At 54.7% G+C, this 21,947-nt stretch carries 21 protein-coding genes; 5 read left to right on the top strand and 16 right to left on the bottom strand.

Annotated elements, in window-relative coordinates:
* Positions 1 to 45: 45 nt before the first annotated feature.
* A complete protein-coding gene (gene phoE / locus AC0XWG_RS02715; RefSeq protein ID WP_028017716.1) occupies positions 46 to 1,098 on the top strand; it encodes a phosphoporin PhoE in 1,053 nt (350 codons plus the stop codon).
* Positions 1,099 to 1,193: 95 nt separating this feature from the next.
* Here phoE and crl read toward each other — a convergent pair whose 3' ends face one another.
* The 3 genes from crl to gpt form a co-directional block, all read right to left on the bottom strand.
* The gene (crl, locus tag AC0XWG_RS02720; RefSeq protein ID WP_028017717.1) at positions 1,194 to 1,595 is read right to left on the bottom strand and encodes a sigma factor-binding protein Crl; all 402 of its coding nucleotides are present in this window, start codon (positions 1,593 to 1,595) and stop codon (positions 1,194 to 1,196) included.
* Between the two features lie 57 nt (positions 1,596 to 1,652).
* Positions 1,653 to 2,897 (bottom strand): esterase FrsA, encoded by a 1,245-nt coding sequence (gene frsA, locus AC0XWG_RS02725; protein ID WP_128348686.1) that lies wholly within the window; start codon positions 2,895 to 2,897, stop codon positions 1,653 to 1,655.
* A 105-nt stretch (positions 2,898 to 3,002) separates the two neighbouring features.
* Positions 3,003 to 3,461: a xanthine phosphoribosyltransferase gene (gene gpt / locus AC0XWG_RS02730; protein WP_003863205.1), complete on the bottom strand. Its 459-nt coding sequence runs from the start codon at positions 3,459 to 3,461 to the stop codon at positions 3,003 to 3,005.
* A 260-nt stretch (positions 3,462 to 3,721) separates the two neighbouring features.
* Here gpt and pepD point away from each other — a divergent pair, with 260 nt between their 5' ends.
* Positions 3,722 to 5,179, top strand: coding sequence for a cytosol nonspecific dipeptidase (gene pepD, locus AC0XWG_RS02735; RefSeq protein WP_028017719.1), 1,458 nt, complete (start codon positions 3,722 to 3,724; stop codon positions 5,177 to 5,179).
* 71 nt (positions 5,180 to 5,250) lie between these two features.
* Here the strand turns inward: pepD and dinB are convergent, their stop codons facing one another.
* From dinB to AC0XWG_RS02775, 8 genes are all read right to left on the bottom strand, one after another.
* Entirely contained in the window at positions 5,251 to 6,309 is a 1,059-nt protein-coding gene (gene dinB / locus AC0XWG_RS02740; RefSeq protein ID WP_475680355.1) for a DNA polymerase IV, read from the bottom strand.
* Positions 6,310 to 6,416: 107 nt separating this feature from the next.
* The gene (gene nqrM / locus AC0XWG_RS02745) at positions 6,417 to 6,620 is read right to left on the bottom strand and encodes a (Na+)-NQR maturation NqrM (protein ID WP_028017721.1); all 204 of its coding nucleotides are present in this window, start codon (positions 6,618 to 6,620) and stop codon (positions 6,417 to 6,419) included.
* Positions 6,620 to 7,843 (bottom strand): NADH:ubiquinone reductase (Na(+)-transporting) subunit F, encoded by a 1,224-nt coding sequence (nqrF, locus tag AC0XWG_RS02750; RefSeq protein ID WP_475680356.1) that lies wholly within the window; start codon positions 7,841 to 7,843, stop codon positions 6,620 to 6,622. The genes nqrM and nqrF overlap by 1 nt, the downstream gene beginning before the upstream one ends.
* 10 nt (positions 7,844 to 7,853) lie before the next feature.
* Complete coding sequence (gene nqrE / locus AC0XWG_RS02755; RefSeq protein WP_023334613.1) at positions 7,854 to 8,450, bottom strand: NADH:ubiquinone reductase (Na(+)-transporting) subunit E; 597 nt, start codon at positions 8,448 to 8,450, stop codon at positions 7,854 to 7,856.
* Between the two features lie 6 nt (positions 8,451 to 8,456).
* Entirely contained in the window at positions 8,457 to 9,095 is a 639-nt protein-coding gene (locus AC0XWG_RS02760; RefSeq protein WP_128348684.1) for an NADH:ubiquinone reductase (Na(+)-transporting) subunit D, read from the bottom strand.
* Positions 9,088 to 9,882, bottom strand: a complete 795-nt coding sequence (locus tag AC0XWG_RS02765; RefSeq protein ID WP_028017723.1) for a Na(+)-translocating NADH-quinone reductase subunit C — start codon at positions 9,880 to 9,882, stop codon at positions 9,088 to 9,090. The genes AC0XWG_RS02760 and AC0XWG_RS02765 overlap by 8 nt, the downstream gene beginning before the upstream one ends.
* Positions 9,875 to 11,110, bottom strand: a complete 1,236-nt coding sequence (locus AC0XWG_RS02770; RefSeq protein WP_128348683.1) for an NADH:ubiquinone reductase (Na(+)-transporting) subunit B — start codon at positions 11,108 to 11,110, stop codon at positions 9,875 to 9,877. The genes AC0XWG_RS02765 and AC0XWG_RS02770 overlap by 8 nt, the downstream gene beginning before the upstream one ends.
* Positions 11,111 to 11,113: 3 nt before the next feature.
* Positions 11,114 to 12,457 carry a Na(+)-translocating NADH-quinone reductase subunit A gene (locus AC0XWG_RS02775; RefSeq protein ID WP_028017725.1) on the bottom strand — a complete coding sequence of 448 codons (1,344 nt, stop codon included), beginning with the start codon at positions 12,455 to 12,457 and terminating at the stop codon, positions 11,114 to 11,116.
* A gap of 298 nt (positions 12,458 to 12,755) precedes the next feature.
* Between AC0XWG_RS02775 and dpaA the strand changes: the two genes are divergently transcribed.
* Positions 12,756 to 13,496 (top strand): peptidoglycan meso-diaminopimelic acid protein amidase, encoded by a 741-nt coding sequence (gene dpaA, locus AC0XWG_RS02780; RefSeq protein ID WP_028017726.1) that lies wholly within the window; start codon positions 12,756 to 12,758, stop codon positions 13,494 to 13,496.
* Here the strand turns inward: dpaA and AC0XWG_RS02785 are convergent.
* A complete protein-coding gene (locus AC0XWG_RS02785; RefSeq protein ID WP_028017727.1) occupies positions 13,467 to 14,234 on the bottom strand; it encodes a class II glutamine amidotransferase in 768 nt (255 codons plus the stop codon). The genes dpaA and AC0XWG_RS02785 overlap by 30 nt on opposite strands.
* A gap of 46 nt (positions 14,235 to 14,280) precedes the next feature.
* Complete coding sequence (gene lpcA / locus AC0XWG_RS02790) at positions 14,281 to 14,859, bottom strand: D-sedoheptulose 7-phosphate isomerase (protein WP_028017728.1); 579 nt, start codon at positions 14,857 to 14,859, stop codon at positions 14,281 to 14,283.
* A gap of 239 nt (positions 14,860 to 15,098) precedes the next feature.
* Here lpcA and fadE point away from each other — a divergent pair, with 239 nt between their 5' ends.
* Together fadE and AC0XWG_RS02800 are read left to right on the top strand one after the other, a co-directional pair.
* A complete protein-coding gene (fadE, locus tag AC0XWG_RS02795) occupies positions 15,099 to 17,543 on the top strand; it encodes an acyl-CoA dehydrogenase FadE (protein ID WP_475680357.1) in 2,445 nt (814 codons plus the stop codon).
* Positions 17,544 to 17,651: 108 nt separating this feature from the next.
* Positions 17,652 to 18,422: an amidohydrolase gene (locus tag AC0XWG_RS02800; RefSeq protein ID WP_475680358.1), complete on the top strand. Its 771-nt coding sequence runs from the start codon at positions 17,652 to 17,654 to the stop codon at positions 18,420 to 18,422.
* A gap of 84 nt (positions 18,423 to 18,506) precedes the next feature.
* Here the strand turns inward: AC0XWG_RS02800 and AC0XWG_RS02805 are convergent, their stop codons facing one another.
* From AC0XWG_RS02805 to AC0XWG_RS02815, 3 genes are read right to left on the bottom strand one after another with little or no spacing between them, the layout of a single operon-like run.
* On the bottom strand, positions 18,507 to 20,108 hold the full coding sequence (locus AC0XWG_RS02805) for a gamma-glutamyltransferase family protein (RefSeq protein ID WP_475680759.1): 1,602 nt from the start codon (positions 20,106 to 20,108) through the stop codon (positions 18,507 to 18,509).
* A gap of 9 nt (positions 20,109 to 20,117) precedes the next feature.
* Positions 20,118 to 20,993, bottom strand: a complete 876-nt coding sequence (locus tag AC0XWG_RS02810; RefSeq protein ID WP_128348681.1) for an ABC transporter permease — start codon at positions 20,991 to 20,993, stop codon at positions 20,118 to 20,120.
* 2 nt (positions 20,994 to 20,995) lie between these two features.
* Positions 20,996 to 21,937, bottom strand: coding sequence for an ABC transporter permease (locus tag AC0XWG_RS02815; protein WP_028017733.1), 942 nt, complete (start codon positions 21,935 to 21,937; stop codon positions 20,996 to 20,998).
* Positions 21,938 to 21,947 lie beyond the last annotated feature (10 nt).

A 21,947-nucleotide genomic window follows, 5' to 3' on the forward strand; every position in this document is an offset into this window, starting at 1 on the left:
ATCGTCCAGCGAATTTTTTAGCGCGTTTATAAGACAGGATCGAAAATGAAAAAGAGCACTCTGGCATTAGTGGTTATGGGCGTCGTGGCTTCTGCATCTGTTCACGCAGCTGAAGTTTATAATAAAGATGGTAATAAACTGGACGTGTACGGCAAAGTTAAAGCCATGCACTACATCAGTGATGATGCCACCAAAGATGGTGACCAGACTTACGTGCGTTTCGGTTTTAAAGGCGAAACGCAGATCAACGATCAGCTGACAGGCTATGGCCGCTGGGAATCTGAATTTGCGGGTAACAAAGCAGAAAGTGATTCCTCACAGAAAACACGTCTGGCCTTCGCCGGTCTGAAACTGAAAAACTTCGGTTCCCTGGATTATGGTCGTAACCTGGGTGCACTGTACGACGTCGAAGCATGGACCGATATGTTCCCTGAGTTCGGCGGTGACTCTTCCGCGCAGACCGACAACTTCATGACCAAGCGTGCCACCGGCCTTGCCACGTACCGTAACACCGACTTCTTCGGTGCGATTGACGGTCTGGATATGACGCTGCAATACCAGGGTAAAAACGAAAACCGTGACGCCAAGAAGCAGAACGGTGACGGCTTTGGTACTTCTCTGACGTATGACTTCGGTGGCAGCGATTTCGCCATCAGCGGCGCCTACACCAACTCTGACCGTACCAATGCTCAGAACCTGCTGACTCGCGGCCAGGGCGACAAAGCAGAAGCGTGGGCAACCGGTCTGAAATATGATGCTAACGATATTTATCTGGCAGCAATGTATTCAGAAACTCGCAATATGACGCCAATTTCTGGTGGTTTTGCGAATAAAGCTCAGAACTTTGAAGTTGTCGCACAATATCAGTTCGACTTTGGTCTGCGTCCGTCCCTGGGTTATGTCCAGTCTAAGGGCAAAGATATCGAGGGTATTGGTGACGAAGATCTGGTGAAATACATTGATGTTGGCGCAACCTATTACTTCAACAAAAATATGTCTGCGTTTGTTGATTATAAAATCAACCAGATTGATGACAAAAATAAACTGGGCGTGAGCAGCGATGACATCGTTGCCCTGGGGATGACTTACCAGTTCTGATTATGAGAAATAAAAAAACCGGCTTGATGCCGGTTTTTTTTGGTCGAGATTAATGCAGTCTGATGCCCTCTCACACAGGAAGAGGGAGAAAGCCATCAGGCAGTCAGCTTCACCGCTTCGCTGGAGAAGTCATCCGCTGGCTCGAACTTGAGATCCAAAGTAGCCAGCAGTGCGTTTGCCTTGTCCTGGAACTCTTTCAGGGTATATTCCAGGCGGTCAATGACTTCCTGATCTTTAATGGAGGTGGCCTGCCATTTGCCGTCTTTATTAAACAGGCCAAACTGGTAGCTATATGTAAAGCGTTTTTCCTCTGCTTCCATTTCCATCCACCAGCCCCAGAATTCACGTTTTTCGGGTGCAGGCTTCACGTTGACGCATACAGCCAGACAGTCGAAAAAAAAGCGATTCTCTTCACACTGCTCTTCTCGAATATACGGGCCAAGAGCCATAAATTTCTTAATCAGTCTACTTTTCGGGTGTCCACTCGGTAACGTCATTGCGATCTCCTTTTGTGAAGCCACTGTTTTACCAAACCAGCAAAATTTAGCAATCTATTAACACAATCTCTGAGCGATCCAGCGCGTGATCTCTTTCAAGGCTTTGTCAAAATTCTGATAAACGGGGCTGAACGGCACCTCAAGCAATTTACCATCCGCAGATGACGAAGTGATTAAGCGGGACTCTTCTTCCGGACTAAACGGATCGTTTTTCCAGAAACCTGATAGCATCGGTGTTGGACACCGACGTCCCAGCAGACCTTGCATTTTTAACGAGTAACGATTGAGTTCAACGCGTAGCGCTTCGTCTGATGCATCATGCATGCCAAGACGGCTGGCCAGCACATCCAGATACATTTCGGGTACGCTGCCCTGACGTTCGGGATCGCTTAGCAACGCGTGAACGACCGGGCCAAGACAGGCGACGGCTTTCAGGCGGGATGATTCAATGTAAGCCAGACGCACCGCGACGTTCGCCCCGAAACGGAAACCAAATGCGGCAACACGGGTGTGATCTACCCAGGGAATATTCTCCAGCGCTTTTAGCGCATGCTGGTGCAGTAAACTGGAATCCTGAGTCAGTTTCCACTTGGATGAGAAGCCAATTGACGGCATATCAAGCGTTAGCATCGCGATCCCTTTTGGTGCGAAGTAACGCTCATAAAGGCTGTAATAGTCGATCTGTAGTGAATCCAGCCCGCCACACATAAGGACGGTCGGGAACGGACCTTCCCCTTCAGGCATATGCAGGAATCCGGTAACGGACGCCCCGCCAGGAATGGTAAACTCCAGTTCGCGCATCCGCCCCGGCAAGCGTTGAGCAGCCTCTTCATAGGCACGATTCGCCAGCGCCTGAGCCTGCTCAGCCAGTTCATCCCCTTTTAAATGCGGATACGCGGCAATGCCATAGAGGTTTGCAGCATGCAGCCAGTGCTTGCCGCTGATCGTGGCGTCCTCTTCTTGGCTGGCTTTTTGCTGCCAGAGCATCGCCTGTTTAGACCACTCGTAGATCCAGTTACCACCGCGGTATCCCACGACGGTATCGTAGAGTTCGCTGTCGGTGCGCTCGGCGTCACTCATGACGATCCGAGCCTGCACGTCGAGAATTTCACGGGGGTCTATACCCCGCCAGATCCACATCAGGCGGTTAATCATGCGATACCAGTGGGGCACGTTTTTACCGTCTAATGCAGACTGGATGGCAGGCATGGTCCCCGGATTAAAGCGGCGCACCAGCGTCGACGTTTCGGGGTGTTTGAAACGGGGTTTGAAGAGAGTCTCGGTGAGATTCGCCTGCGTCATTACGTTGCCTCCATGAATCGTCATATAGAGACTATTGTAACGCGCGCCAGACTAAAAAAAACAACGCCCGGTATCACCGGGCGTTAAAATAATGACGGTTCGGAATTAACGACCAGAGATAGGTGGTACAAAGACCACGCCCATATCCCACGGCTGTTCAATCCAGGTGTCCTGGGGAATATCAATCACATAATCGTCAACCAGAGGGCGGCCTGCAGGCTTGGCGAAAATAGTGACGAAGTGGGCTTTTGGATACATTTCGCGAATGGCCACAGCGGTACCACCGGTATCCACCAGGTCATCAATAACGATGAAACCTTCACCGTCACCTTCCGCGCGTTTCAGCACTTTCAGCTCACGCTGGTTGTCATGGTCATAGCTGGAGATGCAGACGGTATCGACATGACGAATACCCAGCTCACGAGCCAGCAGCGCCCCCGGTACCAGACCGCCGCGGCTAACGGCAATAATGCCTTTCCACTGTTCGGAAGGCATCAGACGCGCAGCCAGTTTGCGGGCGTGAATCTGCAACATGTCCCAGGTGACGACGTATTTTTCGCTCATGTGAAGTGTCCCAGCCTGTTTTTATACGGCTTAAAAAGTGTTCGAGGGGGAAATAGGTTGCGCGAGATTATAGAGATCTGACGCACTAAAAACCAGTGTTTAGCGCCCTGAGCCCGAGTTTTTACATGCTTTATGCTACCAGCCAGCGGAGAAAGTGGTATTCTCGGTTTCATCTCGCAAGTCTGACTTGTGGTAACTATTAACCTGCTAACCCTGTGACCTGCAACCCTGTTTGCAGTGCATCGACAAGGAGACTTATCGTGTCTGAACTGTCTCAATTATCTCCGCAGCCACTGTGGGATATTTTTGCCAAAATCTGTTCCATTCCACACCCTTCCTACCATGAAGAACAGCTTGCCGAACACATTATGGGTTGGGCGAAGGAAAAAGGCCTGCATGCTGAACGTGACCAGGTTGGTAACATTCTGATCCGCAAACCAGCAACTGCTGGCATGGAAAACCGCAAACCGGTTGTACTGCAGGCGCACCTGGACATGGTGCCACAGAAGAACAACGACACCGTTCACGACTTCACCAAAGACCCGATTCAACCGTACATCGACGGCGACTGGGTGAAAGCACGCGGCACCACGCTGGGTGCGGATAACGGCATAGGTATGGCCTCTGCACTGGCCGTGCTGGCGGACGATAGCGTTGAACATGGTCCACTGGAAGTGCTGCTGACCATGACCGAAGAAGCGGGTATGGACGGTGCATTCGGTCTGCAGGCTAACTGGCTGCAGGCAGATATTCTGATCAACACCGACTCAGAAGAAGAAGGCGAGATCTACATGGGCTGCGCGGGCGGAATTGATTTCATCTCTACCCTGCCGCTGTCACGCGAAGCGATTCCTGCTGGCTTCCAGACCTTCAAGCTGACGCTGAAAGGGCTAAAAGGCGGTCACTCCGGCGGTGATATTCATCTGGGTCTCGGCAACGCCAACAAACTGCTGGCACGCTTCCTGGCTGGCCATGCGGCTGAGCTGGATCTACGTCTGGTAGACTTCAACGGCGGTACCCTGCGTAACGCGATCCCACGTGAAGCATTCACCACCGTGGCCGTACCAGCGGCAAAAGCGGACGAGTTGAAAAAACTCTCCAGCGTGTATCTGGATATCCTGAAAAACGAATTGTCGGCGAAAGAGAAAAATCTGACCGTGGTGCTGGAACCCGTCTCCACGGATAAAGCCGCGCTGACCGCGCAGTCCCGCGACACCTTCGTTCAGTTGCTGAACGCGACGCCAAACGGCGTGATCCGCAACTCTGACGTGGCCAAAGGCGTGGTTGAAACCTCTCTGAACGTGGGCGTGGTGACCATGAGTGACGACAGCGCAGAGATCATCTGCCTGATCCGTTCACTTATCGACACAGGCAAAGAGTACGTGGTGAGCATGCTGGAATCTCTGGGCACGCTGGCCGGTGCGAAAACATCTGCTAAAGGCAGTTACCCTGGCTGGCAGCCGGATGCAAGTTCTCCGGTGATGGCACTGGTCCGTGAAACCTACCAGCGTTTGTTCAACAGCACACCGAACATTCAGGTGATCCACGCGGGTCTGGAATGTGGTCTGTTCAAGAAACCGTATCCGAATATGGACATGGTCTCTATCGGGCCAACTATTACCGGGCCACACTCTCCGGATGAGCAGGTTCATATCGAAAGCGTGGGTCATTACTGGACGCTGCTGACTGAGCTGCTGAAAGCGATTCCTGTTAAGTAACTCCCTCCCCCAGCCCTCACCAAAAGGGAGAGGGTGAAAAACGTAGGCCCGGTTAGTACTTCCGGGCTTTTTTACAATCCCAAAACCAGCTGCCGCTCTAACTGCGGGTCCAGCAGCGTGACGTGCAATCCCACCAGCCTCACCCCTCGCCCTCCTCTTCGTTCTTCCCATGCCTTTTTCGCCGTCGCAATGAGATCCTCTTTATTCAGACGCGGCCAGACATGTTCCTGCGTGGTCTGCTGGAAATCGTTGAATTTTAATTTGATACCCTGACGGGCAATGAGCAGATCCGGTTTCACCTTGAGCAAGCGTCGCTCCAGCTCAGGATAGAGCTGTTCCGTAATGATGGTTTCGCATTCAGACCAGTCATGAATGTCTTCAATCAGCGTTCGCTCAACCCCAACGGATTTCCGTAGCCGTTCGCTGTTCACATCACGATCGTCAATCCCCTGGCTGCGTTCCCACAGTACGCGCCCAAATTTTCCAAAACGCTTAAGCAACATTGCCAGATCGCTTCGCTGCACATCTTCACAGGTCCGTAATCCCATACTTTCCAGCTTTGCAGCAGATACTTTTCCCACACCAGGGATTTTGCCAAGTGGCAGCGTTTTTAAGAACGCAGGCACCTCTTCCGGCGTGATGACGTACTGACCGTTGGGCTTATTTAAATCGGAGGCGATCTTGGCCAGAAATTTCACCGGAGCGACTCCTGCCGACGCGGTCAGATTTAACTCTTTGAAGATGGTCTGGCGGATTTCCTGTGCCATCAGGGTTGCTGAGCCCTGGCAGTGTACGCTGTCGGTCACATCAAGATAGGCTTCGTCCAGCGACAGCGGTTCTATCCGAGAGGTGTAGCGGGAGAAGATTTCCCGAATATGAATTGAGGCCTCTTTGTAAGCGTCAAAGCGACCGGGTAAAAGAGTGAGATGAGGGCAAAGCTTCAGGGCCATTGCGGTAGGCATGGCGCTGCGCACGCCAAATTTACGCGCAGGGTAGTTGGCGGTGCTGATAACACCACGCTGAACGCGGCTGCCGCCAATGGCGATGGGAATATCCCGCAGCGCCGGGTTGTCACGCATCTCCACTGCGGCAAAAAAGCAGTCCATATCAACATGGATTATTTTGCGCATAGTAAGCCCTCACTCATTACTGGATAAGTATACAGTAAATAAATGAGGGTTGAGAAGTGTGCGTGAGAATTGTCGGGTGGCGGTTTCGCCTTACCCGACCTACCAGATTAAATGATGCGCTGCTGCTCGCGCGCCATGCGTTTTTTACGGGCATCGCACGGTTCCGGGCAATCGCACACCTTCTTCATCCCAATGGAAGAGATGCCGCCGCAGCTGCCCTGAAGGCTTTTCCGCTTAACGATCCAGCCTAACGACATGCCGAAGATGACAAGCACAAAAACCGCAAAGGTTGCCAGAAACGTCAGCATCATCAGCCTCCAAAGTCATCAAGCATGATGCTCTCATCTTCCACGCCAAGATCTTTCAGCATCTTAATGACTGCGGCGTTCATTACTGGCGGGCCACACATATAAAACTCGCAGTCTTCCGGCGCAGGATGCTGTTTGAGGTAGTTTTCATACAGCACGTTGTGGATGAACCCCGTATAGCCCGTCCAGTTATCTTCCGGCTGCGGATCGGAAAGCGCCACGTGGAAGGTAAAGTTCGGGTTTTCACGCGCCAGCTGTTCGAACTCATCGTCGTAGAACATCTCACGCAGCGAACGGGCCCCGTACCAGAAGCTGATTTTACGCTGGCTACCCAGTCGTTTGAGCTGATCAAAGATGTGCGAGCGCATCGGGGCCATGCCGGCACCGCCGCCGATAAACACCATTTCCGCGTCGGTATCTTTGGCAAAGAACTCACCGAACGGACCGGAGATCGTCACTTTGTCACCAGGCTTGAGAGACCAGATGTACGAAGACATGACACCCGGCGGTGCATCCGGCACATTCGGTGGCGGCGTGGCGATACGCACATTGAGCATGATGATGCCCTTCTCTTCCGGGTAGTTAGCCATCGAGTAGGCGCGTAGCGTTGGCTCTTTTACCTCCGATACAAAGCGGAAGAGATTGAATTTGTCCCAGTCGGCGCGGTACTCATCCGGCACGTCGAAGTCAGCATACGCCACAGCGTGTTTCGGGCACTCAATCTGAATGTATCCTCCGGCGCGGAACGGAACATCTTCCCCTTCCGGCACCCGCAGCTTCAACTCTTTGATAAACGTGGCTTTGTTATCATTAGAGATAACTTCACATTCCCATTTTTTAACGCCAAAGATCTCTTCCGGCAACTCTATTTTCATGTTCTGACGTACGGCGACCTGGCAGGCCAGACGACAGCCCTCTTTTGCCTCACGCTTTGTGATATGCGCCAGTTCGGTTGGCAGGATATCTCCTCCACCCTCTTTCACCGTAACGCGGCACTGTCCACAGGAACCACCGCCGCCACAGGCCGAAGAGACAAAGATCCCGTTGCCGGAGAGCGTATTCAACAGTTTATCTCCGGCGGGCGTACGGATCTGGTTCTGCGGCTCGTCGTTAATATCAATCACCACGTCGCCGGAATTCACCAGCTTCGCACGTGCCACCAGAATAAGCCCTGACAACACCAGTACAATCAGCGTGAACATCGCTACGCCAAGCATAATTTCCATCAGTTAGCCCTTATAGCTGCACACCGGAGAAGGACATAAAGCCCAGCGCCATCAGCCCGGTGGTGATAAAGGTGATCCCTAAGCCACGCAGGCCTGCAGGCACGTTGGCATATTTCATTTTTTCGCGGATCCCCGCCATGGTGACAATCGCCAGCATCCAGCCAATGCCAGAACCGAAACCGTACACCACGGATTCACTGAAGTTGTAATCACGCTGAACCATAAACGAGACGCCGCCGAAGATGGCGCAGTTCACCGCGATCAACGGCAGGAAGATCCCCAGCGCGTTGTATAGCGACGGGAAATACTTATCGAGGATCATCTCAAGGATTTGCACCAGCGCCGCAATCACACCGATAAAGGTGATGAAGTTCAGGAAGCTGAGATCAACGCCTTCCACCAGCGCGCCGTCCCGCAGTACAAAGTTGTATACCAGGTTGTTGATCGGCACCGATAAGCCGAGCACCACGGTAACCGCTACGCCCAGGCCAAATGCAGTCGAGACCTTCTTGGACACGGCAAGGAACGTACACATGCCGAGGAAGAACGCGAGCGCCATGTTTTCAACAAACACCGCACGCACAAATAAACTCAGGTAATGAGCCATTGTCGGTTACTCCTTTTCCTGCTGTTCTGGTCTCAAAGTACGAATCAGCCAGATCAGCAAACCGATAATGAAAAATGCGCTGGGGGCCAGCAGGAACAGTCCATTCGGCAGATACCAGCCGCCGTTCTGCACCGTGTCCAGCACCGTGATGCCAAACAGCTTACCGCTGCCAATCAGCTCTCGCAGGAACCCCACGGTCAGCAGGATCACACCGTAGCCAAGGCCGTTGCCGATGCCGTCCATAAAGCTCGCCAGCGGCGGCATTTTCATGGCGTAGGCTTCCGCACGCCCCATCACGATACAGTTGGTGATAATCAGACCAACAAACACCGACAGCTGTTTGGAGGTTTCATAGGCGAAGGCGCGCAATAGCTGATCGACCACGATCACAAGCGAGGCGATGATCGCCATCTGCACAATGATCCTCACGCTGTTGGGAATGTGGTGACGGAGCATGGAGATAAACATGCTGGAAAACGCGGTAACCAGCGTGACTGCCAACGTCATCACTACCGCTGTTTCCAGCTTGGTCGTCACCGCCAGAGCTGAACAGACACCCAGTACCTGCAGCGTGATTGGGTTATTGGCGAGCAACGGGCCAATGAGCACCTTTTTGACTTCTTTCAGTTCACCGGTATCAGCCATTGTTCAGCGCTCCTTCACGTACGTTTTTCAGGAAAGGACCAAAGCCCAGCTCGCCCATCCAGAAATCAAAACTGTGCTGCACGCCTTTTGAGGTGAGCGTGGCACCGGAAAGCCCGTCGACGGCGTAGTCGTCACCGGGACGAGCAGCCCCTTTCATTACCTTCAGCGCAGGCAGACCGTTATCGTCGAGCACTTTCTTGCCGACAAACTGTGCCCGCCAGTTAGGGTTCTCCACTTCACCGCCGAGCCCCGGCGTTTCGCCCTGGTCATAGTACGTAATGCCTTTCACAGTGCGACCATCCGTATCAAGCGCCACAAAGGCGTACATCATCGACCACAGACCGTTGCCGTAGATAGGCACTACCACTTCCTGCACCCGTTTTTGTTCATCGCGCACGAGATAGATTTCGGCAAGATTACTGCGACGCTTGATGCCAGCCGGATCCTGTGAGGCGTCCAGCGTCAGGCTCATCTGCGGGTCTTTTAATGCCAGCGACTGGTTGTATTTCGCCGGATCTTTATCCAGCAGTTGCCCGGTTTTTAAATCCACCAGACGCGCGGTAATGCGCTCAGCAAAGACTGCAGAGACATCGTCGGCATTCATACCTTCCTGCATCAGCCCGGCAACAGCCAGGATATTGCGCTGTTTATCCAGCGCGCGCTGCTCCTGCTGTCGCGGCTTTAACCCCACGGCAGAACCGGCCACCACAATGGAACAGACAAGGCAGAGCACCAGCACCACCAGCAGCGTTTTGCTGATGCTGTCGTTATTTTTAACTTCAGCCACGCGCCTTCCTCCGCTGAATATTGGCACGCACCACCAGATAATCGAAAAGTGGCGCAAACAGGTTGGCAAACAGAATGGCCAACATCATCCCTTCCGGATACGCCGGGTTGACCACACGAATCAGGACACACATCGCACCAATGAGCACGCCATAGCTCCATTTACCTTTATCAGTAAACGAGGCAGAGACGGGATCGGTCGCCATAAACATCATGCCGAATGCGAAGCCCCCCAACACCAGATGCCAGTACCACGGCATGGAGAACATCGGATTGGTAGTCGAACCGATCACATTGAACATCGTGGCGGTCAGCACCATGCCGATCATCACACCGGCAACAATCCGCCAGGAGGCCACGCGACCGAAAAGAATGATCGCACCACCCAGCAAAATCATCAGCGTAGAGACTTCCCCAATGGAGCCCGGTATGTTGCCAATAAAGGCATCAAACCAGGTAACAGGCTGGCCTGTCGCGTTGTTAACCAGCGTTTCGCCCCCGTGTGCCGCCCACTGAGAAAGAGGTGTCGCACCGGAGAAACCATCCGCCGCTGTCCATACCAGATCGCCTGATATTTGTGCAGGATAGGCAAAGAACAGGAACGCACGTCCCGCCAGCGCTGGGTTGAGGAAGTTACGCCCGGTCCCGCCGAAGATCTCTTTCGCAATCACCACACCAAAGCTAATCCCCAGCGCAGCCTGCCAGAGCGGTAATGTTGGCGGAACAATCAGGGCAAAAAGAATGGAAGTAACGAAGAAGCCTTCGTTGATCTCATGTTTACGGATGATGGCAAACAGCACTTCCCAGAAGCCACCCACGATAAATACCGTGATGTAGATCGGCAGGAAGAACACCGCCCCCAGCGTCATCATGCTGACCCAGCCCGCGTCTGACGCAAAGCTCACGCCCAATGACTGCGCCAGACGGTAGTGCCAGTCAGACTGGAGCACCTGCGCCAGCTGCTGAGCATCGTACAGATGATGCAGTGCAGGAATGGTCTGCAGCCCCACGTTGTACATGCCCCAGAACATGGCCGGGAAGACCGCAAACCACACCAGAATCATCATTCGCTTCAGATCGATGGCATCGCGAACGTGTGCCGCGCCTTTCGTCACCAGGCCTGGCGTGTAAAAAATGGTGGTCGTCGCTTCATACAGCGGGTAATACTTTTTGAGCTTCCCTTCGGTAAAGTGCGGCTCAATTTTTTCAAAGAGGTGTTTTAAGCCCATCGGTTATCCTTCCTGCTCAATGCGGGTTAACACCTCGCGCAATACGGGTCCGTATTCGTATTTTCCCGGACAAACATAGGTACAAAGCGCCAGATCTTCTTCGTCCAGCTCCAGGCAACCCAATGCCTGAGCGCTGTCGGTATCGCCGGCGAGCAGATCGCGCAGCAGCATGGTCGGCAGAATATCCAGCGGCATGACGCGCTCGTAGTTGCCAATGGGTACCATCGCGCGCTCTCCGCCATGCGTGCTGGTCGAGAAGTTAAAGAGTTTATGGCGCAGGAAATGGCCCAGCGTGGTCCGGGTGACGGAGTATTTTTCCGCACCGGGCAGAACCCAGCCAAACAGCTCTTTCTCGCGCCCTTCCTGCACAATGCTGACCTGCAAATGGAAACGCCCCAGATAAGCGTGCGCATTCACGGCATGGCGTCCGCTGAGAACCGAGCCGGAGATCAGGCGGTTTTCGCCCTCTTTTATTTCACCCACCAGCAGTTCATTAATGTCAGCGCCCAGCAGCGTTTTCACCAGACGCGGGTTGGCCGCTTGCGGCCCGCCGATGGCGATTACCCGTTCAGCCCTGAGTTCACCCGTGGTAAACAGCGTACCTATGGCAATAACATCCTGATAATTCAGGTGCCAGACCTGTTTCGTCAGGCTCACGGGTTCAAGAAAGTGAATATGCGTCCCGACCAGACCTGCGGGATGAGGGCCTGCAAACTCATTAAATGTCACCTGCCCCTGCGGGTGCCCACCGAGCTTACCGCCACCAGCCTGACAGACGTGGACCTTTCCTGAGGTCAGGCGGGTTAAAATAGTCAGCCCGGCATCAAAGGCTTTTCGCTGAGACAGAATAACCGGTTGCGGGTCTGCGCTGAGCGGGTTGGTGTCGATTGCCGTAACAAAAATAGCGGCCGGTTCCGTACCCGGAACAGGTGATTTGCTAAAAGGACGCGTGCGAAGCGCGGTCCATAAACCAGACGCCAGAAGCTGAGCCTGAACCGCGTCACGGCTCAGCGATGCGAGGTCTGCGGCGTCATAATGCGCAAATTCACACTGCTCATCGCCTTCAATACGGATAACCACCGACTGCAGAACGCGGCGTTCGCCGCGGTTGATCGCGACAACAGTGCCGCTTGCGGGTGCCGTGAACATGACGCCGGGATTTTTTTTGTCCTCAAAGAGCGCCTGCCCTTTAATCACGCGATCGCCCTCCTGCACCAGCATAGAAGGACGCATTCCCAGATAATCATCACCTAAAATGGCAACATGACGGACACTTGCGCCTGACGAGACGAGCTGCTCAGGCACGCCTGCAATCGGCAAATTAAGTCCTTTTTTTATTTTAAACATGTGGTTAGCAGGTTTCCATAAACAACAATCCAGTGGACGCGGAGTGTACCATTTTCACCTTCTGACGGGCAGGTAATCCGCCGTCGGGGGCGCCAAATTGCGAGCTATTGCGCAAAGTTCCTGGCGCAAACGCGATTGTGATGGTTTATAAAGTAAAACTAATTTGTAAACTCACCGCCCGGCTCTTGCGAAAATCTCTGGCGGTGCTAATGTGAGCGCTCCTAACAGAATAATCTGATTTCGGGTCTCTTTTGCCGTCCTGGCAAGTTGGTCATGGTTTTATCAAGGAACTAGTAGTATGCGTAAAATCGCATTGTTCATTGCGATGCTTCTGATTCCGTGCATGTCGTTTGCCGGGCTGCTCAGCAGTAATAGCTCAACGACGCCGATCAGCAAAGAATATAAACAGCAGTTAATGGGATCGCCGGTTTATATTCAGATCTTCAAGGAAGAGCGCACTCTCGATCTGTTTGTAAAAATGGGCGAGACTTATCAGCTGCTTGATAGCTACAAAATTTGTAACTACTCCGGCGGGCTGGGGCCAAAACAGCGTCAGGGCGATTTCAAAAGTCCGGAAGGGTTTTACAGCGTTCAGCGTAACCAGCTCAAACCTGACAGCCGCTTCTATAAAGCCATTAACATCGGCTTCCCGAATGCCTATGACCGTGCTCACGGTTATGAAGGTAAATACCTGATGATCCACGGTGCCTGCGTGTCTATCGGCTGTTATGCGATGACCGATTCCGGCATTGATGAGATTTTCCAGTTCGTGACGGGCGCGCTGGTCTTTGGGCAACCTAACGTTCAGGTCAGCATCTATCCGTTCCGCATGACCGATGCCAACATGGCACGCCACAAGTACTCTTACTACGCGGATTTCTGGAAACAGCTGAAACCTGGTTACGACTACTTTGAGCAGACCCACAAGCCACCAGTGGTCTCTATCGTAGATGGCCGTTACGTGGTCAGCAAACCGCTGAGCCACGAAGTCGTCCATCCACAACTGGCGTCAAATTACACGGTCCCCGAGACAAAATAGCACCCACTCGCCTGGCATAATCTTTTGCCAGGTTTCGTTGCCCGTCAGCGGTTGCGTTGCAATGACAGTGACCACATCGTTCGGTGTGGTCTCCTTCTGAAAATCAATCTCCACATCCTGATCGAGCAAGGTCGCAACGCCAAACGGTGCACGACGGGTGATCCAGAACAGATTTGTCGAGCAGAACGCCATCACATAGCGCCCGTCAGAGAGCAGCATGTTAAACACGCCTTTTTCGCGTAGCTCCGACGCCAGCGTCGCGATGTATTTAAACACGGCGGCCATGTTACCAGGCGTGCGGGGATAGCGCTCCGTCAGCTTGTGCAGTAACCAGCAGAAGGCTTTTTCACTGTCGGTTTCGCCAACCGGGCGGAAATTGCCCGTCTCCAGTGATTTATAACCCGTGAGTTGCCCATTGTGTGCATAGGTCCAGTTACGGCCCCACAGTTCACGGGTAAACGGATGGGTATTTTCCAGCGCCACTTCGCCACGGTTTGCCTGGCGGATGTGGGCAATCACCGAACAGGATTTAATGGGATAGTCCTGCACCAGTTTAGCGATCGGTGAGTTAAAGCTGGGTTGTGGATCTTTGAACGTGCGACACCCTTTGCCTTCGTAGAAAGTGATGCCCCAGCCGTCTTTATGCGGCCCGGTTCCTCCACCACGCTGAACCAGCCCGGTGAAACTAAAGCAGATATCGGTTGGCACATTGGCGCTCATCCCGAGCAATTCGCACATACATCACCTCCACAACAGCGGGGGCAATTCAGCCCCCAGCGAAGTCTTACTTAACCATCTCTTTTTCGATCAGCTGGATCAGGATATGGATCACTTTGATGTGAATTTCCTGAATGCGGTCAGCATAACCGAAGTGCGGAACGCGAATTTCAATATCCGCCGTACCCGCCATTTTACCGCCATCTTTACCGGTCAGGGTGATGACTTTCATCCCTTTTTCGCGCGCGGCAGCAATCGCTTTGATCACGTTACCGGAGTTACCAGAGGTAGAGATACCCAGCAGCACGTCGCCTTCACGTCCGACCGCTTCAACATAGCGGGAGAAGACGTAGTCGTAACCAAAATCGTTGCTCACGCAGGAGATATGGCTCACATCAGAGATCGCAATCGCCGGGTAACCCGGACGGTTTTCGCGATAACGCCCGGTCAACTCTTCTGCGAAGTGCATAGCGTCGCAGTGGGAACCGCCGTTACCGCAAGAGAGCACTTTGCCCCCGGCTTTGAAACTGTCGGCCAGCAGGACCGCCGCGCGCTGAATAGCGTGAATATTGGCATCATCTTTCAGAAAGTTAGCCAGCGTTTCCGCCGCTTCGTTCAGTTCGTTACGAATAAGATCCTGGTACATGAGGATAATCCTTCAGTATTGATGAAATAACACAGTGGAGTGTACCGGATAGCGGGAAAAGCGAGAAGCTAAAGCCATACGAATCGCCCGGCGTTTTGATTTTTTGTGCCGGCTAAAACACGAACAATGTGAACCAGGTTGTAATTATTTTGTAAACACATTGCTAAAAAAATTCACATCAACTACAACCATATCATCACAAGTGGTCAGACCTCCTACAAGCAAGGGAGCTTTTCTTTATGATGATTTTGAGCATTCTCGCAACCGTTGTTCTGCTCGGTGTGTTGTTCTATCACCGTGTAAGTTTATTCCTGAGCAGCCTGATTCTTCTGGCCTGGACGGCTGCGCTTGGCGTCGCAGGTCTCTGGAATATCTGGCTTTTAGTCCCACTCGCTATCATTCTTCTGCCGTTTAACTTTGCCCCGATGCGTAAATCCATGATTTCTGCCCCGGTGTTCAAAGGTTTCCGCAAAGTGATGCCGCCAATGTCGCGTACTGAAAAAGAAGCGATTGATGCGGGCACCACCTGGTGGGAAGGCGACCTGTTCCAGGGTAACCCGGACTGGAAAAAGCTGCATAACTACCCACAGCCACGTCTGACTGCTGAAGAACAGGCCTTTATTGACGGCCCTGTGGAAGAAGCGTGCCGTATGGCAAATGATTTCGCCATCACCCATGAAATGGCCGATCTGCCGCCAGAACTGTGGGCGTACCTGAAAGAACATCGCTTCTTCGCGATGATCATCAAGAAAGAGTACGGTGGTCTGGAATTCTCCGCTTACGCTCAGGCCCGTGTCCTGCAAAAACTGGCTGGCGTCTCTGGGATCCTGGCCATCACTGTCGGCGTACCTAACTCCTTAGGCCCGGGCGAACTGCTGCAACATTACGGTACGGAAGAGCAGAAAGATCACTACCTGCCGCGCCTGGCACGCGGTCTGGAAATCCCTTGCTTCGCGCTGACCAGCCCGGAAGCGGGCTCCGATGCGGGTGCGATCCCGGATACCGGCGTGGTTTGCATGGGTGAATGGCAGGGTGAGCAGGTGCTCGGGATGCGCCTGACCTGGAACAAGCGCTACATCACGCTGGCACCTATCGCCACCGTGCTCGGCCTGGCGTTTAAACTCTCTGACCCGCAGAAACTGCTGGGTGGAGAAGAAGATCTGGGCATTACCTGTGCGCTGATCCCAACTTCTACCCCAGGCGTTGAAATTGGTCGTCGTCACTTCCCGCTGAACGTGCCGTTCCAGAACGGTCCAACGCGTGGCCAGGATATCTTTGTACCGATTGATTACATCATCGGTGGCCCGAAAATGGCCGGTCAGGGCTGGCGCATGCTGGTGGAATGTCTGTCTGTAGGTCGCGGTATTACCCTGCCGTCAAACTCCACTGGTGGTCTGAAATCTGTGGCGATGGGGATTGGTGCGTACGCTCACATCCGCCGTCAGTTCAAAATCTCCATCGGCAAGATGGAAGGTATTGAAGAACCGCTGGCACGTATCGCGGGTAACGCCTATGTGATGGATGCTGCCGCCTCCCTGATTACCTACGGCATTATGCTGGGCGAGAAACCAGCTGTACTGTCCGCAATCGTGAAGTACCACTGTACTCACCGTGCGCAGCAGTCGATCATTGACGCGATGGATATCGCGGGCGGTAAAGGCATTATGCTCGGCGAAGGTAACTTCCTCGCCCGTGGTTATCAGGGCGCGCCTATCGCAATCACCGTTGAAGGGGCGAATATTCTGACCCGCAGCATGATGATCTTCGGTCAGGGCGCCATTCGCTGCCATCCATACGTGCTGGAAGAGATGGCCGCTGCGCAGAACAACGACGTAGATGCCTTCGATAAGCTGCTGTTCAAACATATTGGTCATGTGGGTAGCAATAAGATGCGCAGCTTCTGGCTCGGTCTGACGAATGGCCGTACCAGCGCTACGCCAACCGGTGATGCGACGAAACGTTACTATCAACAGTTGAACCGTCTGAGCGCCAACCTGGCTCTGCTGTCTGACGTTTCTATGGCAGTGCTGGGCGGTAGCCTGAAGCGTCGCGAACGTATCTCTGCACGTCTGGGAGATGTGCTGAGTCAGGTGTTCCTGGCCTCTGCGGTCCTGAAACGCTACGACGATGAAGGTCGTCTGGAAGCGGATCTGCCGCTGGTCCACTGGGGCGTACAGGATGCGATGTATCAGGCAGAACAGGCCATTGACGATCTGCTGGCGAACTTCCCGAACCGTTTTGTGGCCGGAGCCCTGCGCGTGGTGATCTTCCCGACCGGTCGTCATCACCAGGCTCCATCCGACAAGCTGGATCACAAAGTAGCGAAGATCCTGCAGGTTCCGAGCGCAACCCGTTCACGTATCGGTCGTGGTCAGTATCTGGCTCCAACCCCGCATAACCCGGTGGGTCTGCTGGAAGAGGCGCTGCTGGACGTGATGGCTGCCGATCCGATTCATCAGAAGATCTGCAAACAGCTGGGCAAAAACCTGCCGTTTACCCGTCTGGACGAACTGGCAAAACAGGCCCTGGCGGGCGGTATCATCGATAAGGATGAAGCTGCAATCCTGGTGAAAGCTGAAGAGAGCCGTCTGCGCAGTATCAACGTGGATGATTTCGAACCGGATGAGCTGGCGACGCAGCCGGTAAAGCTACCGGAGAAACACCGCAAATCTGAAGCTGCATAAGGCGTTTCGCTTGCACAAACCCCGCCATGCGCGGGGTTTTTTATTGCCACATTTTCTCGTTATGTCGTGCTACAGTGTCAAAAAGTGGTCGTTTGAGGAGTCTGAATTGTGCCTGGTCTGAAGATTTCGATTTTGCAGCAACCGTTAGTGTGGATGGATGGCCCCGCCAACCTGCGTCACTTTGATCGTCAACTGGAAGGTATTACCGGGCGTGATGTGATTGTCCTGCCGGAGATGTTCACCACCGGCTTCGCGATGGAAGCGGCTAAACAGTCGATGCCGCAGGAAGAGGTGGTCGCCTGGATGCATGCCAAAGCGCAGCAGACCAACGCGCTGATCGCGGGCAGCGCCGCCCTGCAAACCGAGCGCGGGCCGGTGAACCGCTTCCTGCTGGTTGAACCAGAAGGGAAAGTGCATTTTTACGACAAACGCCACCTGTTCCGTATGGCGGATGAACATCATCACTATGAAGCCGGAAATGAGCGCGTGGTGTTCGAATGGCGCGGCTGGCGTATTCTGCCGCTGGTCTGCTATGACCTGCGCTTCCCGGTGTGGTCACGCAACCGCAACGATTACGACCTGGCGCTGTATGTCGCCAACTGGCCTGCGCCGCGTTCTCTGCACTGGCAGTCGCTGCTTGTGGCGCGCGCGATTGAGAACCAGGCCTACGTGGTGGGCTGTAACCGGGTAGGCACTGACGGCAACGGGCATCACTATCGCGGCGACAGCCGGGTGGTGAATCCACAGGGCGAAATTATTGCGACTGCCGAGCCGCATCAGGCAACGCGTATTGATGCCGAACTGTCATTGACGGCGCTGCAGGAGTATCGCGAGAAGTTTCCGGCGTGGCAGGATGCGGATCCATTTAGTATTGGGTGAAAAAAGCCGGGTGGCGGCTACGCCGTCCCCGGCCTACAAAAAGCACAGCGTAGGCCCGGTAAGCGCAGCGCCACCGGGCGTTAATTAACTCACCAACGCCTGCCCGTCTTTGCGGCTTTCCGTCGCGGCAACGTAATGCCCTTCCGGCAGACGGTAAATCACCTGCGCACCGCCAAAGTTGTAATCCTGAAGCGGATCTTCTACCACGATCTGATGCCCGCGTTCGCGTAGCGCCGCAATCGTGTTGCGATCGAACGTCGACTCAACGATCACCTCTCTCCCCTGCACCACGCGCCAGCGCGGCGCGTCGATAGCTGCCTGCGGGTTTTGTCCGTGCAGCATAATGCGCAGCGCCATCTGCATGTGCCCCTGCGCCTGCATTGGTCCGCCCATCACGCCGAATGACATCAGCGGTTTTCCCTTACCGTCCATCGCAAAGCCAGGAATGATGGTGTGGAACGGACGCTTGCCGCCCGCCAGCGCGTTCGGGTGATTCGGATCCAGCGAAAAACCACAGCCGCGATTTTGCAGGCTGATCCCCGTGTCAGGCACCACAATCCCGGAGCCAAAGCCCATATAGTTAGACTGAATAAACGAAACCATCATGCCGTTGGCATCCGCTGTGCTGATGTAGACCGTCCCGCTTTGCGTCGGCGAACCATAGACGAAATCAGAGGCGTTACTCTGATCGATAAGCGCTGCACGCGATTTCAGATAGCTATCGCTCAGCAGCGCTTTGGCAGCGAATTCCATGTGCTCTTCATCCGCCACGTAGCGATCAAGATCGGCCAGCGCCAGTTTCATTGCTTCAATTGACAAGTGCAGCGCCTGAACGGAATCCGGGTGGTGTTTTTCGATACCGCACTGCTCCAGAATGCCGAGCGCAATCAGCGTGGCGATCCCCTGCCCGTTTGGCGGCAACTCCTGCACCGAACCGCCCGCAAAATCACGTGACAACAGTTCAACCCAGTCTACACGATGGTTTGCCAGATCGTCGGCGGTAAGATGTGCGCCATGTTCTTTGGCAAAGGCGGCAATTTTCTGCGCCAGCTCGCCGCGATAAAACGCTTCGCCGTTGGTTTTGGCAATCAGCTCCAGCGAGTTTGCCTGCGCCGGGTTACGGAATATTGCGCCAATGCGCGGGGCGCGTCCCTCAGGGGCAAAACACGCACTAAAGCCCGGCTGGTCTTTCAGCTTGTTGTAGCCCCGTTGCCACAGATGACCAATCAGCGGCGAGACAGGGAAACCGTTGCGCGCGTAATCAATCGCAGGCTGTGCCAGGGTAGTCAGCGGCAGCGTGCCAAAGCGTTCCGCCAGTGCGACCCAGCCGGATACCGCGCCCGGCACGGTCACTGCGTCCCAGCCAATTTCCGGCACCGCGGTTTTGCCAGCAAACAGATCGGCATGCCAGCTGGCAGGTGAGCGACCCGATGCATTAAGGCCGTGGAGCTTTTCCCCATCCCAGACAATGGCAAAGGCATCGCTACCAATACCATTCCCTGTGGGCTCGACTACCGTCAGCGCCATCGCCGTAGCAACGGCCGCGTCGACGGCATTACCGCCCAGTTGTAACATGCGCATCCCCGCCTGTGCCGCCAGCGGCTGCGAGGTAGCAACGGCATTATGCCCCATCATCGGTGGGCGTCGTGAATCATAACCGGATGTGAAATCAAGCGCTTTGGTCATCATGACTCCTTAGTCGTGGCGCGGATCGAGCGCATCGCGCAGCCCGTCGCCGAGTAAATTAAAGCCCTGCACGGCAAGGAAAATCGCCACGCCGGGGAAAACGGACATCCACGGAGCCTGCTCCAGGAAACCTTTCGCGGTATTGAGCATCGAGCCCCAGGACGGATTTGGCGGCTGCTGTCCCAGCCCCAAAAACGACAGGCTGGCTTCGGCGATAATCGCCGAGGCAATCGCCAGCGTGGCCTGCACCAGGATCGGTGACATTACATTCGGCAGGATGTATTTGATGATGATCCAGCGGTCCGGCAGGCCAATCGCCCGCGCACCGTCGATGTACTCTTCGTTGCGGATGGCGATCACCTGCCCGCGCGTCAGGCGGGCGAAGATCGGCATCGCCGAAAGACCGATGGCGATCATGGCGTTGGTCAGGCTCGGGCCCAAAAACGCCCCCAGCGCGATCGCCATGATCAGGAACGGACAGGCCAGTAGCGCTTCGATAACGCGCGAGATCACCCCATCCCACATCTTCTGGAAGTAACCCGCCACCAGCCCCAGCGGAACGCCGATGACAACGGCAATCACCACCGACATACAGCCTGCCATCAGCGAGGTGCGTGCTCCCCAGATAATGCGGGATAAAATGTCGCGCCCCAGCTCGTCGGTGCCGAACCAGTACATCGCCGACGGTGCTTTGCGCACCGCCAGGAAGTTGGCTTTGACCGGATCAAACGGCGCAATCCACGGCGCCAGCAGCGCGAGCAACACAAAGAAGCCCACCACCACCGCGCCAATTACTGCGCTTTTGTTCGCGAGGAATTTCTTCAGCACCCGGTTCTGCGCGCGCGGCAGTGCAGGCACAACGGTTTGAGTCGTCAGTTCCGCCACGGTTAACCTCGCATTTTCGGGTTGATAAGAACGTAGAGCACGTCGGCCAGCAGGTTGAGCATCAGGAAGCCAATCGCCACGATCAGCACCACACCCTGCACCACCGCGTAGTCACGGTTAAATACCGAGTCGACGATCATCTTGCCGAAGCCCGGAATGGTGAAGACCTGCTCGGTCAGCACCGCGCCGCCCAGCAGCTCGCCGAACAGCAGCGTGGTGAGGGTAATTACCGGCACCAGCGCGTTGCGAAACGCGTGCTTCAGGATCACCGCCTTAGGCAGCAGCCCCTTAGCCCGCGCGGTACGGATGTAATCTGCTTTCAGGACCGCAATCATCGAGGCGCGGGTGTGGCGCATCAGCGTCGCCGCCAGGCCGGTTCCGAGCACGGACGCGGGCAGCAGCAGCGTGCGCAGGTTCTGGAGCGGATCTTCACTGAACGGTACGTAGCCAGACGCGGGTAGCCACTGCAGGTTTACCGAGAAGACCAGAATCAGCAGGATCCCCAGCCAGAAGTGCGGTATTGAGATCCCCGAGATCGCCACAAAGTTCGCCCCATGATCGACCCAGCTGTTTTTGTTCACCGCCGCAAGGATCCCCATGCTGATGCCAAACACCAGCGCGATAATCATCGCCAGTAGCGACAACTCCAGCGTCACCGGCAACTTGCTGGCAATCAGCTGCGTCACCGGCTCGTGCGTGCGTAAGGAGACGCCCAGATCGCCCTGCAGCGCACGCGTCAGCCAGTTAAAATACTGCACGGGGATTGGCGCATCGAGGTTCAGCTCCGCACGCAGCTGGGCGATGACTGCCGGATCGCGCTCCTCGCCGGCCATGGCAATCAACGGGTCGCCGGGCAGCAGCTTTTGTAGCCCGAAGACCATCATGCTCACCAGCAGCAGGGTTGGTATAGCCAGCAGCAGACGTTTGCAAATCAGTTCCAGCATGGGTTCTCCT

This window comes from Enterobacter sp. DVT3837 (assembly GCF_056238685.1).